At 65.6% G+C, this 14,275-nt stretch carries 16 protein-coding genes; 10 read left to right on the top strand and 6 right to left on the bottom strand.

What is annotated here, in order from left to right; translation table 11 throughout:
* Positions 1–2 precede the first annotated feature (2 nt).
* Together CDO81_RS22395 and fba are read right to left on the bottom strand one after the other, a co-directional pair.
* Positions 3–431 carry a gamma-glutamylcyclotransferase family protein gene (locus CDO81_RS22395; RefSeq protein ID WP_206602154.1) on the bottom strand — a complete coding sequence of 143 codons (429 nt, stop codon included), beginning with the start codon at positions 429–431 and terminating at the stop codon, positions 3–5.
* A complete protein-coding gene (gene fba / locus CDO81_RS22390; RefSeq protein WP_088485476.1) occupies positions 428–1,492 on the bottom strand; it encodes a class II fructose-bisphosphate aldolase in 1,065 nt (354 codons plus the stop codon). Before fba ends, CDO81_RS22395 begins: the two co-directional genes overlap by 4 nt.
* A 143-nt stretch (positions 1,493–1,635) precedes the next feature.
* On the opposite strand from fba, the gene CDO81_RS22385 reads away from it, so the two are divergent.
* The 3 genes from CDO81_RS22385 to CDO81_RS22375 all read left to right on the top strand — a co-directional run bounded on the left by CDO81_RS22385 (position 1,636) and on the right by CDO81_RS22375 (position 4,361).
* Complete coding sequence (locus CDO81_RS22385; RefSeq protein ID WP_088485475.1) at positions 1,636–2,655, top strand: ATP-binding protein; 1,020 nt, start codon at positions 1,636–1,638, stop codon at positions 2,653–2,655.
* The gene (locus CDO81_RS22380; protein ID WP_088485474.1) at positions 2,652–3,443 is read left to right on the top strand and encodes a PA3715 family protein; all 792 of its coding nucleotides are present in this window, start codon (positions 2,652–2,654) and stop codon (positions 3,441–3,443) included. The genes CDO81_RS22385 and CDO81_RS22380 overlap by 4 nt, the downstream gene beginning before the upstream one ends.
* 168 nt (positions 3,444–3,611) lie before the next feature.
* A complete protein-coding gene (locus CDO81_RS22375; protein WP_088485473.1) occupies positions 3,612–4,361 on the top strand; it encodes a PEP-CTERM sorting domain-containing protein in 750 nt (249 codons plus the stop codon).
* Between the two features lie 135 nt (positions 4,362–4,496).
* Here CDO81_RS22375 and CDO81_RS22370 read toward each other — a convergent pair whose 3' ends face one another.
* Complete coding sequence (locus CDO81_RS22370) at positions 4,497–4,880, bottom strand: hypothetical protein (RefSeq protein ID WP_088485472.1); 384 nt, start codon at positions 4,878–4,880, stop codon at positions 4,497–4,499.
* Between the two features lie 738 nt (positions 4,881–5,618).
* On the opposite strand from CDO81_RS22370, the gene CDO81_RS22365 reads away from it, so the two are divergent.
* Positions 5,619–7,568 (top strand): DUF927 domain-containing protein, encoded by a 1,950-nt coding sequence (locus CDO81_RS22365; protein ID WP_088485471.1) that lies wholly within the window; start codon positions 5,619–5,621, stop codon positions 7,566–7,568.
* A 721-nt stretch (positions 7,569–8,289) separates the two neighbouring features.
* Here the strand turns inward: CDO81_RS22365 and arsA are convergent.
* Both arsA and arsD read right to left on the bottom strand, forming a co-directional pair.
* Positions 8,290–10,044 carry an arsenical pump-driving ATPase gene (gene arsA, locus CDO81_RS22360; protein WP_088485470.1) on the bottom strand — a complete coding sequence of 585 codons (1,755 nt, stop codon included), beginning with the start codon at positions 10,042–10,044 and terminating at the stop codon, positions 8,290–8,292.
* Positions 10,045–10,060: 16 nt separating this feature from the next.
* Complete coding sequence (gene arsD, locus CDO81_RS22355; protein ID WP_088485469.1) at positions 10,061–10,420, bottom strand: arsenite efflux transporter metallochaperone ArsD; 360 nt, start codon at positions 10,418–10,420, stop codon at positions 10,061–10,063.
* Positions 10,421–10,530: 110 nt separating this feature from the next.
* Here arsD and CDO81_RS22350 point away from each other — a divergent pair, with 110 nt between their 5' ends.
* Genes CDO81_RS22350 through arsH form a run of 5 tightly spaced genes read left to right on the top strand, consistent with a single transcriptional unit; the run spans position 10,531 to position 13,304 of the window.
* On the top strand, positions 10,531–10,857 hold the full coding sequence (locus tag CDO81_RS22350; RefSeq protein ID WP_088485468.1) for an ArsR/SmtB family transcription factor: 327 nt from the start codon (positions 10,531–10,533) through the stop codon (positions 10,855–10,857).
* 11 nt (positions 10,858–10,868) lie between these two features.
* A complete protein-coding gene (locus CDO81_RS22345; RefSeq protein ID WP_088485467.1) occupies positions 10,869–11,363 on the top strand; it encodes an arsenate reductase ArsC in 495 nt (164 codons plus the stop codon).
* Positions 11,364–11,370: 7 nt separating this feature from the next.
* Positions 11,371–11,883 (top strand): arsenate reductase ArsC, encoded by a 513-nt coding sequence (locus CDO81_RS22340; protein WP_088485466.1) that lies wholly within the window; start codon positions 11,371–11,373, stop codon positions 11,881–11,883.
* A gap of 4 nt (positions 11,884–11,887) precedes the next feature.
* A complete protein-coding gene (locus CDO81_RS22335) occupies positions 11,888–12,580 on the top strand; it encodes an aquaporin (protein ID WP_088485465.1) in 693 nt (230 codons plus the stop codon).
* Positions 12,573–13,304: an arsenical resistance protein ArsH gene (gene arsH, locus CDO81_RS22330; RefSeq protein ID WP_088485464.1), complete on the top strand. Its 732-nt coding sequence runs from the start codon at positions 12,573–12,575 to the stop codon at positions 13,302–13,304. Before CDO81_RS22335 ends, arsH begins: the two co-directional genes overlap by 8 nt.
* A 370-nt stretch (positions 13,305–13,674) precedes the next feature.
* Here the strand turns inward: arsH and CDO81_RS27810 are convergent, their stop codons facing one another.
* Positions 13,675–14,040, bottom strand: coding sequence for a hypothetical protein (locus CDO81_RS27810; protein WP_144397359.1), 366 nt, complete (start codon positions 14,038–14,040; stop codon positions 13,675–13,677).
* A 96-nt stretch (positions 14,041–14,136) separates the two neighbouring features.
* Between CDO81_RS27810 and CDO81_RS27805 the strand changes: the two genes are divergently transcribed.
* Positions 14,137–14,275, top strand: a 139-nt coding sequence (locus CDO81_RS27805) for a helix-turn-helix domain-containing protein (protein ID WP_144397372.1), incomplete at its 3' end; no start/stop codon positions are given.

The raw sequence follows: 14,275 nt of genomic DNA, 5'->3' as shown, positions 1-14,275 counted from the left end.
CATCAGCGCGGGTCGATCAGGTCGAAACCGACATACCGCGCCAGGAAGCGCTGCCGACCCTCCCGGGCGAAGGCCTCGGCATCCCAGGGCCCGGCGAGCAGTCGGCCGGCAAAGGCCTCGCGAAAGCGGTAGACCTGGGCCGGCACCACACGCCCGTCAGCGAGCGCCACCTGCACCGCGGCGCGCTCGTACTCCTCACCCTCGAAGGCATCCAGGCGCGCCCAGGCCTCGGCGTCGACGTCGCGATAGAGCCGCCCCGGCACGACGCTGCCCGGTGCCGGACGCAGGCCGGGGTAGTCCTGGCCGCGCACCGGGTGGCGGGCGTGGTCGGCCAGCGAAGCCGGCTCGCTGGCGAACTCACGGCCGCAGACGCGGGCCATGATGTCGGCCCACATCAGCGAGCCGTAGGTGAAGGCATGCGCCGGGCTCACTGCACCTTCTGCGCCAGTTCGCCGCGGGCGTAGGCCGCGGCAATGTCGACCAGGGTGCGGCCCTTGATCTTGCCGGCTTGGCCTTCGCAACCGAACTGCAGATAGCGCTCCTTGGCGATGGCCTTGGCCGCCTCGCGGGCGGGCTTGAGCCATTCGCGGGCGTCGAACTTGTCGGGGTTCTCGGCCATGAACTTGCGCACCGCACCGGTCATCGCGAGGCGGATGTCGGTGTCGATGTTGATCTTGCGCACGCCGTGCTTGATGGCTTCCTGGATCTCTTCGACCGGCACGCCGAAGGTCTCCTTCATCTTGCCGCCGTACTGGTTGATGATGGCCAGCAGCTCCTGCGGCACGCTGGACGAACCATGCATGACGAGGTGGGTGTTGGGAATGCGCGCGTGGATTTCCTTCACGCGGCCGATGGCCAGGATGTCGCCCGTGGGCTTGCGGCTGAACTTGTAGGCGCCATGGCTGGTGCCGATGGCGATGGCCAGTGCGTCGAGCTGCGTGGCCTTCACGAAGGTGGCGGCCTCTTCGGGGTCGGTCAGCATCTGCGAGTGATCGAGCTTGCCGGCCGCGCCGATGCCGTCTTCCTCGCCGGCATCACCGGTTTCGAGGTTGCCCAGGCAGCCGAGTTCACCTTCCACCGTCACGCCGACCGCATGGGCCATCTCGACGACCTTGCGGGTGACCTCCACGTTGTAGTCGAAACTCGACGGCGTCTTGCCGTCTTCCATCAGCGAGCCGTCCATCATGACCGAGCCAAAGCCCAGCTCGATGGCGCCGGCGCAGACCTTGGGGCTGGTGCCGTGGTCCTGGTGCATCACCAGCGGGATGTGCGGGTACATCTCGGCCGCGGCCTGGATGAGGTGCTTGATGAAAGGCTCGCCCGCGTATTTGCGCGCACCGGCCGAGGCCTGCAGGATGACCGGCGCACCGACTTCGTCGGCGGCGGCCATGACGGCCTGCACCTGCTCCAGGTTGTTGACGTTGAAGGCTGGAATGCCGTAGCCGTGGTCGGCGGCGTGGTCCAGCAGCTGGCGCATGGAAACGAGAGGCATGGGATTTCCCCGGTGGAGTTGAAAAGCCTGGGCCGACTGCGACACCCACTGCAGGTGGTAACCGCGCCGTAACTGCCCGGGATTCTATGGAGTCAGGGACCGCCCCACCCCCCATGGATGAGAGTAGTCAGCACAATGCGCAAATGACAAGACTGGTGTTCGACCACCTCACCAACTGGATCACGGCCGCCGCCAGCGAGCATTCCCATGATCTGGCCACCCACATCGAGGAGCGCACCGGCGCCAGCCACCGCGCCGCACTGGCGGCGCTGAAGCGGCTCGTCGACGCCGGCTGGCTGGTGCGCTCCGGCACGCGCGCCCGCCCCGTCTTCGCCCCCGGCGCGCTGCGCCAGGTGGCCCGCAGCTACACCCTCTACGGCCTGCAGGAAGACCTGCCCTGGCAGCGCGACTTCGCGCCTCACTTCGCGCTACCCAAGCCAGTGGAGCGCATGATCCGCCACGGTTTCACCGAGCTGGTCAACAACGCGGCCGACCACTCCGGCGGCAGCAGCGTCACCGTGTCGCTGCGCCAGACGCCCACGCACGTGCAGTTGCTGGTGAGCGACGACGGCATTGGCGTGTTCGACAAGATCTGCAACGCCTTCCAGCTCGAAGACCCGCAGCACGCCATGCTGGAGCTGAGCAAGGGGCGCCTGACCAGCGCGCCCGACGCCCACACCGGCCGGGGCCTCTTCTTCAGCAGCCAGTTGGCCGACGTGTTCGACATCCACGCCAACAACACCGCCTACCAGCGCCGCGCCTGGGAAAGCAGCGGCTGGAAAAAGGGCCGCGCCCTGCCCCGCCAGGGCAGCAGCATCTACATGGCGATCGCGCTGAACACCACGCGCACGCTGGACAGCGTCATGGAGGCCTGGAGCCTGCAAGGCGACGGCATCGAGTTCGACCGGACCGTGGTGCAGCTGCGCCTGCTGGCCGGCGAAGGCCAGGCGCTCGACTCCCGCGCCCAGGCCCGCCGCGTGGGCCTGCGGCTGACCACTTTCAAGCGTGCCACCATCGACTTCGAGGGCGTGACCGACGTGGGCCACGGCTTCACCGACGAACTGTTCCGCGTCTTTGCCAAGGCCAACCCGCAGATCGAGCTGGTGGCCACGAACACGACACCGCGCATCGAGGCGTTGATCAAGAGCGCGCGGGCCGGGTGAGAGGCGTCATCGTCCTGCTGCTGGGGCTCGCCGCAGCCCTTGCCCAGGCGCGCGACATCAGCGGCTGTACGCCTGGCATCGAAAGCGCCCTGCGGGCGTTGAACCCGAAGCAACCCATCACCGGTGCGCTGGTCAGCGCCCAATGCAAGGGCTGGCCGCCCGGCCGCGGCAAGGTCTTGGCTGCCGTCATGGCCTTCGAGCAAGCGCCGCGCCCGGACCGGCGCTGGGTCGGCGTGCTGGCACTTGTAAACACCCAGAGGCTCCAGTTGCTCAACAGCCATCGATTCGAGATCGCGGAAGAATCGGGGATCGGGGTCGATGACAACAGCCTGCGCCTGGACACCGCCCCCTACGACCTGGCGCCTGGCCTGCGCGCACTTGGCCTGCGCTACGCCAGCAGCGCCCCGGGCCCGTCTGCGGCTGACGCGGGTTTCGGCGACGAGCTGACCCTTTTTGTGCCGGAGGGTCACACCCTCCGGCCCGTGTTCGGCATGTCGATGCTGCGCACTCGCGCCGTGGAGGGTTGCCTGGGCAAGTGTCCGCATGCCGCCTGGGACACTGCGAGCTTCACGATCGCCATCGGGCCGCCCGGCCCGATGGGCTGGAACGATCTGCACGTGACGGCCACGGTGGTGCGCAACAGCGCAGCAGCGACGGCCCAGGCCGACGCGACACCGCAGCGACAGCGCCTCGTCTACCGCTACACGGGCAACGCCTACCGGCAGGAGGCGTCCCCGTTCGATTGGGACGACTACTGCTGCAGGGCGGGGGGGCCGGCGGCGCGGTGAGGCAACGATCACCGTGTCGCGAGGCCCGGCAACCCGCAGCACCCACCTGAACACCCCACCAGAGATCGACGCGAAGCGCCTATCGGCGACAAGCGTTTGCACGATGTGCGAACGGCACAGTTCACCGCACAATGGGTGCGCACCACTACAGCAATCTAGGGAGCCTTCATGTCCGTCTTGTCCCCTATCAGCAGCCGCTTGCGCACGCCGCTGGTCGTCGCATCTCTGTTCGCCACCCTCTCCGCCTCGGGCGCTGCGCTGGCCCAGGCGCCGCTGTCAGCCCTGAAGCTCGAGTTCGTGCAACCGACCGGCACCGTCTCGCCCACGGCGTCCATCAACGTGTCGATCCGGCTGACCAACACCGACGCCACCCAGGCCTTCAGCTTCAACCCGACGACCGGTGTCGCCGGCCTACCCAACTCCAGTCTGCCAACTTCGGCCTGGGCCTGGAACCCGAGCACCTCGACTTATGAGGCCGTCGCGTTCGACCGCTTGACGGGCTTTGACATTGGCGTGAGCTACGCCTGTTCCAGCACCTTCAGCAAGCCTGACTGCCAGCAAGGCCCTTATGCGTTCACCTTCGGCGACACGGGCCTGGGCGGCGGCTTCGTACTCGGCGCTGGGCAGTCCTACCAGTACGACTACGGCGTTCTGTCGCCGCTCGGCGTCACGCCAGCGGGCACCTATTCGATCTTCAGCGCGCCGCTGGTGCTCAAGGTGCTCGGCTTCAGCGCTGACAACCAGCCGCTGACCGCCCTGTACGAACTCAGCAACACCTGCCAGGCCTCGACCGCCGACTGCCTCGCCTCCGGCCTGGTCTTCAGCCGAACCGTGTCAGCGGTGCCAGAGCCCACCAACGCCGCGCTGTTCGGCCTCGGTCTGGCGGCCGTCCTGGCGGTGCGGCGCCGCCCACGCTGAAGCCATCGGCCGCCTCCCCCGATCGGCGTGCCGCAGGAAGACAAACGGGCCGCACAGCTCAGTGCGGCCCGCTGTGTCGGGACACTTCAACGTGGGCGGACTGGAACCGACCATGCACGATGTTCAGCTCAAGGCTTATGCAGCAGCGCCTGCGTCAGCCTTGCGGCGGATGTAGAGCAGCGTAGCGACCTGCTCAGGCACGTCACTGTCGAAGCTCATCAGTGCGTCAGCCGCCTGGCCTGCCGCGGCGGCCTTGAGCACCTCGGTCACGCTGGCCTTCTGTGCATCGCTCGCCACATGGGTGAGCTTGCCCTCCAGCAACCGGATGGTCTCGTCGCGCAGCCGCTCCGAACCCAACACGTGCCAGGCGTAGTCGACTTCGTAGCGTTCAACAGCATCTTTCAAGCTCTCACCGTCGTGCTGCGATTCCCGGGCGAAGGTCGCCAACGGACGGGTGCAGAGACTCTGGGCGACCAGCGCGAGCAGTTCATCTCGCAGCTTGGCATGGGAGGCAATCATGGTGGGTCCTTCGCATCTTGAATCAACCCACGGGAATCGGAGCTGCCCCAAGCCCATGGGCGGACTCGAAGGCATCGGCGGCAAGGCCGGGAGAAGCCCAGAAAGCAAAAACCCCTGGCTCATTGCTGAGTCAGGGGCCTGCAATCTTGGTGGCCTGGGGCGGAATCGAACCACCGACACGCGGATTTTCAACTCGGCTGTTGACCAACTTTGACGGCAAGAAACTAGGAAATCGTAGCCTGTTGTGCGCCGAAGGCACGTACACGGGCTTTCCATACTTCCACTGGCTAAGCCATTGTAGGGCAAGGCTTCGCGACGAGCGCAAAGCTGCCGGCACGAGTTCCATCTTGCGCCAACCCAGTCCGAAGTCCCGGCTATGGACCGGCGGAAGTCCGGTCATCGCCAGCGGCTCTCGCCGCTACTTTGTTGAACTTAGCCTCCCGGGCAGCCGGCGCGCGCGACACCCGCAGCATCAACGGCGCGCCCGGCGAATTCCCGGCGCATCACTTTTGATTCCCTAGAAATCGCTGCTCCAGCTCGGCTGCCCACTGCGGCCGCCGCAACCCGTGCCATCGAGAGGGGATCACGGTCGAAAGTCCGTGGTCACTAACTTAGTCGCCGAGGGCGTCTTTCCAACAAACACATAGAGCTTCGGCACCAAAGCCGAGGCCCGCCGTTGTTGCGCCGGTTCTAAGCCGGTCCCGCCGACGTCCCTCAACCTAGCTGGCATCGACTTTCATGAAGCAAACCGCGCAGTCCAAGGCATCTGCCTCTAACGCCGTTCTCTCACCCGCCGTCATCACGTTCACGCAGCAGCATGCGGCAAGACTCCCCGAAGGCTACGCCTACCAAGGAGGGCGACTCATGGGCCCCGCAGGCACCACGAAAGGACCGCGAACGGTCGCGATCACATACAAGCCGGTGGCCGTCGTCACCTTGCTGCATAGCGCGGATGGAAACAGTTGGGCGCTGCGCGTCAGGTTCCTCGACTTCAACGACGAGATCCGGACCTTGGACATCCCGTGGCCCGCTATCCAGACCCGTGACGTCGAAACCGTGCGTACGATGACTCATGCCGGGATGCCGCTCATCTCCGGCGAGGCGCCTGCCCTGTTCAGGTTTTTTTCCGCAGCACCGACCAACCCCGACCTGCCGCGCATCCTGACCGTCGCGAACATGGGCTTCTGTCATGGCTGGGACAAGTCGCAGCCGGACCGCCTCGCTTTCGCGCTTCCTAGCGGCTGCTTGGTGGCGGCTCCCGCCGCCGCACCGGCTGAGCCCGACGACGCTCCGACCGCCGACCTGGAAGCCCGCCATGTTCACCCCGGCCTTCAGGTTATGGCGGACATCCCGCCCGAGTACCTGGAGCCCTACCACCCCGGCAGTACCCTGCCGGAATGGCAAGAACTGGCGCTGCTGGCAAAGGGGGACTTCTTGCTGACATTCTTCCTGTCGGCGGCCTTCGCGGCGCCGCTGCTTCAGATGGCTGGCGGCGAAAACGCCTTCCTGCACGTCTTCGGTACGAGCAGCCGCGGCAAGACCACCGCGGCACAACTGGCGGGCTCCGTGATGGGACGCGCTGGCGACCCGCAAGGAAGCACTCAGCCGACCGTAGTCGCTCGCTGGCACTCAACTGCGAACGGCCTGGAACTCGTGTACGCCAGCCGTTCTGGCGTAGGCCTCATCACCGACGAACTCGGCAACCTGACCTCGGCACTGGACCTCTATGCCGCAGCCGGCGGCATGTCCAAGGTCCGGATGAGCCGGGAGCTGGGCTTTCAGCCCAGCCGTCGCTGGAGCCTGCTAGGCATCAGCACGGGCGAGCTGTCCATGGCCGAGGCCATGCAGGAACTCGGCAAGCGCAAGCCCAAGATCGGTGAGCGTGTGCGCGGCATCGACATTCCTGCGCAGCCGCTGCTGGTGCGGGCGGGCTTGTCCGACGATGAGGCCGCCGCCCGCGCCAAGCTGATCAAGCGGTGGGCGGCCGAGCGCTACGGCGTTGCAGGCCCGGTGTTCGCCCAGCAGCTGCTCAACCGGCACGCGACGTTGCCGGAGCTCCGTGCCGTCGTGAGCGAACTGGTCGACGACATCCACCCTCGGCTAATCGAGGTGCTGGAGCGCGCGGGGCACCAGCTGAGGCCGGCCGAGCGGCGCGTGCTCAGGCAGTTTTCGCTCGTCATGGCTGCCGGCTGGCTCGCCATCGAGACCGGCGTACTTCCCCTGGCGGAGAACGATGTCAGCGAGGCGGTCGAGGCCGCTGCGACCGCATGGCTGTCAGCGTCGACGTACATGGACGAAGAGAAGTCAGCGGTCGACGCTGTGCGGCACTACGTGCTGCAGCATCAAGGCGAAATCTTCAACGTTGACGACGGCGTGGACTCCGTGCCGCCCCGCCAAACGTACGGGCTCCTTTACCGTGACCTCATCCTGCTGGACGAGCAGCAGTTCGAAGAGGCGTGCGCGGGGCTGAACACGTTCCATGCCAAGCAGGCACTCAGGGCGGCAGGCATCCTCAAGACCGAGGGCGACAAGCTAGGCCTACGGGTCTCGATCTCGCGCCTTGGCATAAAGGGTGCTCGCTTTTTCGCGATCCGGCTCAGGAAGCTTTTCGAGGACAGCAGCATCCCGCTGCCGACTTTCACGCGGGCTGACGACCAAGGTGGAAACAGCGCCCAGCCAACAAGCTGATGCATGACCCAGCCCTCTGCGGGCTGGGTCATCCTGCGTCATGCCTCCGGGGCGTCACTCGGGGAAACAGGGAGCTTCGCGATCGTGCCAGCTGCATTCAAAAGAGTGACGCGGGCCGGTCGGCCACGGCCACGCTCGACAGCGATCAAGCGCACAGCAGCGAGGCGGGTCAGGGCTTGGTAGAGCGCGTCAGGGGCGACGCCGTAGGTTCGAAGGCGAGTCGACTGCACGACGAAGCTGGCGGCGCCGCAGGCACCAGCATGAGCCCACAAAACCAGCCCCACCGTCAAGGCCTTTCCAGGCAACTTGGCTGCGGTGCGCAACCACCAGGCAGGAACGCTGACTGGCTCCTCGCGAAGCAAGCGAAGTCGAGACTTAGGGGCGGGCAACATCATGGTGCACTTTCGGCTGTGATCATTAGCCTGTTCAGGCAATCCGCACGAACTTCCCAACCTCACACGAAGGCAACGCCATTGCGGGCGCCAGCTTGAACTGATCAACTACGGTTGTTGCCAGCCAGTGTTGACCCTTGCGAACGGCGCCTCTTCGGGGGCCTCGGTAACTCGCGGCGCCGTAATGGTGTGATGGCTACTGGCCAGAAAAGGTCGCCGAGCCACGGCCGGCAGCGCTGCCGCCGTTGCTGCCGCTCACATGCCTCGGCGCCGCCCACCGGTCTGCGCCAAAGCGGTCATTCGTCAGAATGAAGATTGGTGTGTGGCAATCACCCGCCGTGCGCAAGGGCAAGAAGCTTGTCGACCCCGACTGGCTCCTCCGCCAGCAGGGGCACCACTGCATATCGCTTGGCGTGGCCGTGCACGACGGCGTCGATGAACGGCAGCTCCTTCGCCGCCCGAGCCTTGAGCAATGGCGACTGCACGCGGGTCGCTGCAACGCTGTTGTTGACCACCCAGGCCCATGGCTCGATGCCGGCGCGGCGCAAGTCGTTCTGAAGCCCCGCAGCCTCCTGCACCGGCGTGTTCTCGGCCAAGGTGACGATCAGCACCTTGGTGCGTTCGGCATCCTGCAGTTGCATCATCGGCGTCGTGAAATGAACCCCAGACCCGGCCATCTGCCTCGCAATCTCGCGGTGGTAGGCGCCTGTCGCGTCCAGCAGCAGGAGCGTGTGGCCGGTCGGTGCGGTGTCCATCACCACGAACTTGCGCCCCGCCTCACGGATGATCCTGGAGAAGGCCTGGAACACGGCAATCTCCTCGGTGCATGGTGAGCGCACGTCCTCCTCAAGCAGCGCTCGCCCTTGCGCGTCCAGCCCCTTGCCCTTGCTGGCAAGGACTTCATTTCGGTAGCGCTCGGTTTCCGCCTGTGGGTCGATGCGGCTTACTGTCAGGTGCTCCATCTGACCGGACAAGGTTTCGGTCAGGTGTGCGGCAGGGTCGGAGGTCGTGAGATGGACGGCCAGCCCGCGCTGCGCCAGCTCAACAGCGATGGCTGCGGCCAGCGTCGTCTTGCCGACGCCGCCCTTGCCCATCATCATGATGAGCCCGTGTCCGAGCTCCGCCATGCCGTCCACCAACTGTGCAAGGCTCGGAGCGTCCAGCCTCGGCGCCGCGGGTAGAGGTGTGTTCGGCGATAGTGCTTCTTCGAAGAACTGGCGCAGCGCATCCAATCCCACCAGGTCGAATGCCTTCAATGGCACCTGGTCGATGGGCAACGGCCGCAGGATGTCTGGCATCGCCGCAAGGGCGGCTTGCTCCCGACGCACCACCGCCGCGGCCAGCTCGTCATGCTGGCCTTCGGCCGCAGGCATCACGCCGTTGACGACCAGGTGCTGCTGCGTCAGACCGATGCGCGCGAGTTCGTCGTGGGTGCGTGCGACCTCTCGCAGGGTCGAGGCCTGGGCCCTCGCGACCAGTACGAGCCGCGTGCGCTGAGGGTCGGCAAGGGCATCCACCGCCGCCTTGTACTGAGCGCGTTGCTTGTCCAGTCCAGCCAATGGCCCCAGGCATGATGCATCACCCTTGCCGGCCTCAAGAAAGCTGTTCCACGCGCCGGGGAGTTGAAGCAGGCGGATCGTGTGACCGGTCGGCGCGGTGTCGAAGAGCACATGCTCGAACCTCCCCACAAGGGCCTCATCCGTCAGCAGGCCGGTGAACTCGTCGAAGGCGGCGATTTCAGTGGTGCAGGCGCCGGACAGTTGCTCCTCGATGCCCTTCACCACATCGGCAGGCAAAACGCCCCGTACCGGCCCGACGATGCGGTCCCGGTAGCCTTGCGCCGCCGCCTGCGGGTCAATCTCCATGGCCCACAGGTTCGGCACGGCGGGCACCGCCGTGACCTGGTTGCCGATGCTGATGCTGAAGACCTGGCCGACGTTGGAAGCCGGATCGGTGCTGACCAACAGGACCCTTTTGCCCGCGTCAGCCAGCTTGACCGCCGTGGCGCAGGCCAGTGAGGTCTTGCCGACGCCGCCCTTGCCCGTGAAAAAGGCGAAGCGCGGCAACTGCTCAATGAACTTCATGGCGCGCTCCAAGCGCTCAGCAGCACTTGCCGCCACTGCAGCAACTGCCCGCGTTGGCGTTCGCGGACGGTGTAGCGATCTTGAGCCATTGCCCCAGTTGCTGCCGGCTGGGGTAGCGACCGGCCAGCACGACCTCGCCATCCAGCAGCGTGATGGGCAAGGCCGCCTGGCCTGAGCGTTCCAGGAAGCCCCGCACCGCAGCGTTCTGGGCGAAGACCATGGGTTGTTGCGCCAGATTGAAGCGCTCCACCTGCGCTCCTTGGCTCTTGGCCCAGTCGATGTCCGCGGCCGCCTGCACCAGGTAGGCATCGACATCCTGACCGCAGACGCCACTGCTGCAGCAAAGGGCTGGGTCAAAAATCTGAATCGCGGACATGGCGGACTCCTAGGGCTGGGTTGTCACTGAATCGTCACAAGTCTGGAGCACAGTGCGCCCCGCCGACTTGCGTTGCATCAACATTTCCAAGTTTATGGAATAATTTAACCATGGAAGAGCAACACGTCGTCCGTTCCCTCGCCGCCTTGGCGCAAACCCACAGGCTCAGGGTGTTTCGTCTACTCGTGGTGGCAGGCCAGCAAGGCATGACGCCTGGCGCACTCGCGGAATCACTAGAGCTGCCTGCGGCGACGTTGTCCTTCCATCTGAAGGAGCTGAGTCATGCAGGGTTGGTGACCCAGGAGCGCGTCAGCCGCAATGTGGTCTACCGCGCGTCGTTCGACCACATGAACGACTTGCTGACCTACCTCACCGAGAACTGCTGCCAAGGGGCTGAGTGCTCCGTTGAAGGCACGACGACAACCTGTGCCTGCTAAGGAAGACCTTCATGCTGGAAAACACATACAACGTCCTCTTCATCTGCACAGGCAACTCAGCGCGGTCCATCATGGCCGAAGGACTGATGAACAGCCTGGGCAACCGGCGCTTCAAGGCCTACTCGGCCGGCAGCCACCCCAACGGTGTCGTCAACGCGCTGGCGCTGCAGACCCTGGCTTCGCTGCACATCCCAACCGAAGGCTTCCGCAGCAAGAGCTGGGACGAGTTCGCGGTGCCTGGTACGCCCATCATGGACTTCGTGTTCACCGTCTGCGACTCGGCAGCGGGCGAGGTCTGCCCCGTGTGGCCTGGCCAGCCGATGACGGCCCACTGGGGCGTGCCTGACCCCGGCCATGTGGAGGGCAGCGACGCCGTGAAGCAGCAAGCCTTCCTCGACGTGGCCATCACGCTCAAGCGCCGCATCGAGCTACTGCTGGCGCTGCCCCTGACCAAGCTGGAACCGCTGGCCATCCAGCACGAAATCAAACAGATCGGCACGCGCTGAGTACCTCATGACGACCAACGTTCTCATCCTCTGCACCCACAACTCCGCGCGCAGCGTGCTGTCCGAGGGCATGCTCAACCACCTGGCTGTCAAGGCAGGCAAGGACGTCCGGGCCTACAGTGCCGGCAGCGCCCCCAGCGGTCGCTTGAACCCCTTCGCGCTGGAAGCGCTCACCCAGGCCGGCGTCGATGTCAGCGGCTACCGCAGCAAAAGCTGGGACGAGTTCACCACGCCCGAAGCGCCGCCGCTGTCCATAGTCATCACGGTGTGCGACAGCGCGGCGGCCGAGCAGTGCCCGGTGTTCTTTGGCGCTGGCATCTACGGAGGCCAGCCGGTCAAGGTGCACTGGGGCTACCCCGACCCGTCCAACGCCGAGGGTGGCGACGAAGGCAAGCGCCGTGCTTTCGAGCTGACCCGCCAGGCCATCGGCTACCGCATGCTGCAGCTGCTCGCACTGCCGCTGGACACGATGACCAAGGCCGAGCTGCAACAGGCCCTGGCCGACATCTCCAAGAGTTGACCCCATGAGCCTCTCTCGCAAGCTCTTCGCAGAACTGCTGGGGACGGCACTGCTGCTGGCCGTCGTCATCGGCTCCGGTGTGATGGCAGAGCGCCTGTCAGGCGGCAACGTGGCCATCGCGCTGTTGGCCAACACGCTGGCCACGGTGGGCGGCCTCTACATACTGATCGAGGTCTTTGGCCCGATCAGCGGCGCCCACTTCAACCCCGCCGTCAGCGCCGTGATGGCCTGGCGCGGTGAACTGCCCGCGGGTGCTTTGCTGCCCTACGTCGCGGTGCAACTCATCGGCGCCATGCTGGGCGCCTGGTTGGTGCATGCGATGTTCGACATGAACATCCTTCAGTTCTCTGCCAAGGTGCGTGCTGGCACCGGTCAGTGGATCGCCGAGGGTGTCGCCACCTTCGGCTTGCTGCTGGTGATCCTGCGTGCCCCCAGCGCGAGAGTCGCGGCCATGGTGGCGGCGTACATCGGTGCGGCCTACTGGTTCACAGCGTCCACGTCTTTCGCCAACCCGGCCGCCGTCTTCGGCCGCATGTTCAGTGACAGCTTTGCTGGCATTGCGCCCAGCAGCGCTCTGGGCTTCGTCGTCGCCGAGTTGGTCGGTGCGGCGGTGGCGGTAGGCGTTCATCAACTGCTGGCCGCAGCGCCGGCGGCGAAGACAACGCCGGCAGCAACCGGAGAGGCCCGCCATGTCTGAGCCGCTGTTTCCGGATGCGACCTTCCCGGCGCTGCGCGCTGACCTGTTTGACGTAGCGACGCAGGAGCGGCTGACTGTTCCCACCCCCTCACAGCACCGGCCGCGCTTTCTGATGTTGTACGGCTCGCTGCGCGAGCGCTCCTACAGCCGGCTGCTGACCTTCGAGGCCGCGCGACTGCTGGAGGCCATGGGCGCCGAGGTGCGCATCTTCAATCCCAGCGGCTTGCCGCTGCCCGACGATGCACCGGATACCCACCCTAAGGTCCAGGAACTGCGCGAGCTGGCGGCCTGGTCCGAGGGCATGGTCTGGACCTCGCCCGAGCGGCACGGTGCCATGACCGGCATCATGAAAGCGCAGATCGACTGGATTCCGCTGTCGTCTGGCGCGGTGAGGCCGACGCAGGGGAAGACGCTTGCCGTGATGCAGGTATCGGGCGGCTCGCAGTCCTTCAACGCGGTTAACCAGATGCGCGTGCTGGGCCGTTGGATGCGCATGCTGACCATCCCGAACCAGTCATCGGTGGCCAAGGCATTCGCCGAGTTCACGGAAGAGGGGCGCATGAAGCCGTCTTCGTTCTACGACCGGGTCGTGGACGTCATGGAGGAGCTGTTCAAGTTCACTCTGCTGACCCGCGACCTGGGGCCCTACCTCGTGGACCGATACAGCGAGCGCAAGGAAAGTGCCGACGAGCTGTCCAAGCGCGTGAACCAGCGCACGATCTAGGGGCTCGCGGAGTACGTCAATTCTGTAGCGCTGGCCTTCCGCTGACGCAGCGACCGGTTTGCTACTGGTTTGTGGTCATCGACGGGCATTGGGCCTTTGGCTGCAATCCGCCTAATCCGGTCGTCACCGGCAACCGGAGATCAGCAAAGCCGGAAGGCGCACCGGACCACACCCTCGGATGAGCCGAGGGTCAGCCGGTCGGGTACAGAATGAAGACTCAGGCCTTGTTTAGCACCCTGTTCATGACGCCCCTACGGGAAGAGAAGGCCCGCTTGCGCGGGCCATAGGTTCCCGACAAACCGCCGGTGTGGCGGTGACCGCCCTGGGTCAGCTAGGCGAAGCGGGGACTACTGCTCGACCGAGAGACGGCTTAGTACACGACATTGAATAGGCCACCGACACGATCCAGGTGATCAAAGCGAGCCCGCCATTTCTCCTCGATTGCCTCTAGCTCAGCGGGCTCCCACAGCGCTTGATGCAGTGCAGGATCAATCGTCCGAAAGAGCGCATCGCGCAGCGACTTCGCGCCTTCGGGAGCAACCTGCGCCCAGGTGCCCTCGAACTTCTGATCGGCGAACTCAAGGGTCAGGTGGTCCACTACCGCATTGACCGGTTCGAAATCAGGCAAAGGCATCCAGACCAGGTTGCCGTTCGACAGAGGATCGACCGGATGGGCGCCCCAGAGGAAGACTTCAGCGACGAGCTGCGTTGCATGCGCGTGGACAACGCCGGTCACGACGCCTACGGCTTCGACCTGGTCATGCTGAACGTGGACGACCATGTCGCCACGCGCCAGCGAAGGCCGCTCTTGATTCCAGCCGATCGGCTTCAGGTGAACCTGCGATTTCGAGCGCTCGCCGAGCGGGAACGTACCCGCATCCGCGAGATAGCCCGACGCACCGGCCTGTCTCGCAACACCATCAGGAAGTACCTGCGCAGCGGCGACCAAGAGCCGACCTACGCCAAGCGGG

The sequence above is a fragment of the Roseateles puraquae genome (genome assembly GCF_002205845.1).
Taxonomy (GTDB): domain Bacteria; phylum Pseudomonadota; class Gammaproteobacteria; order Burkholderiales; family Burkholderiaceae_C; genus Pelomonas; species Pelomonas puraquae.
The sequence above is the reverse complement of the archived record's forward strand: the minus strand, read 5'-3'. Positions and strand labels throughout refer to the sequence as shown.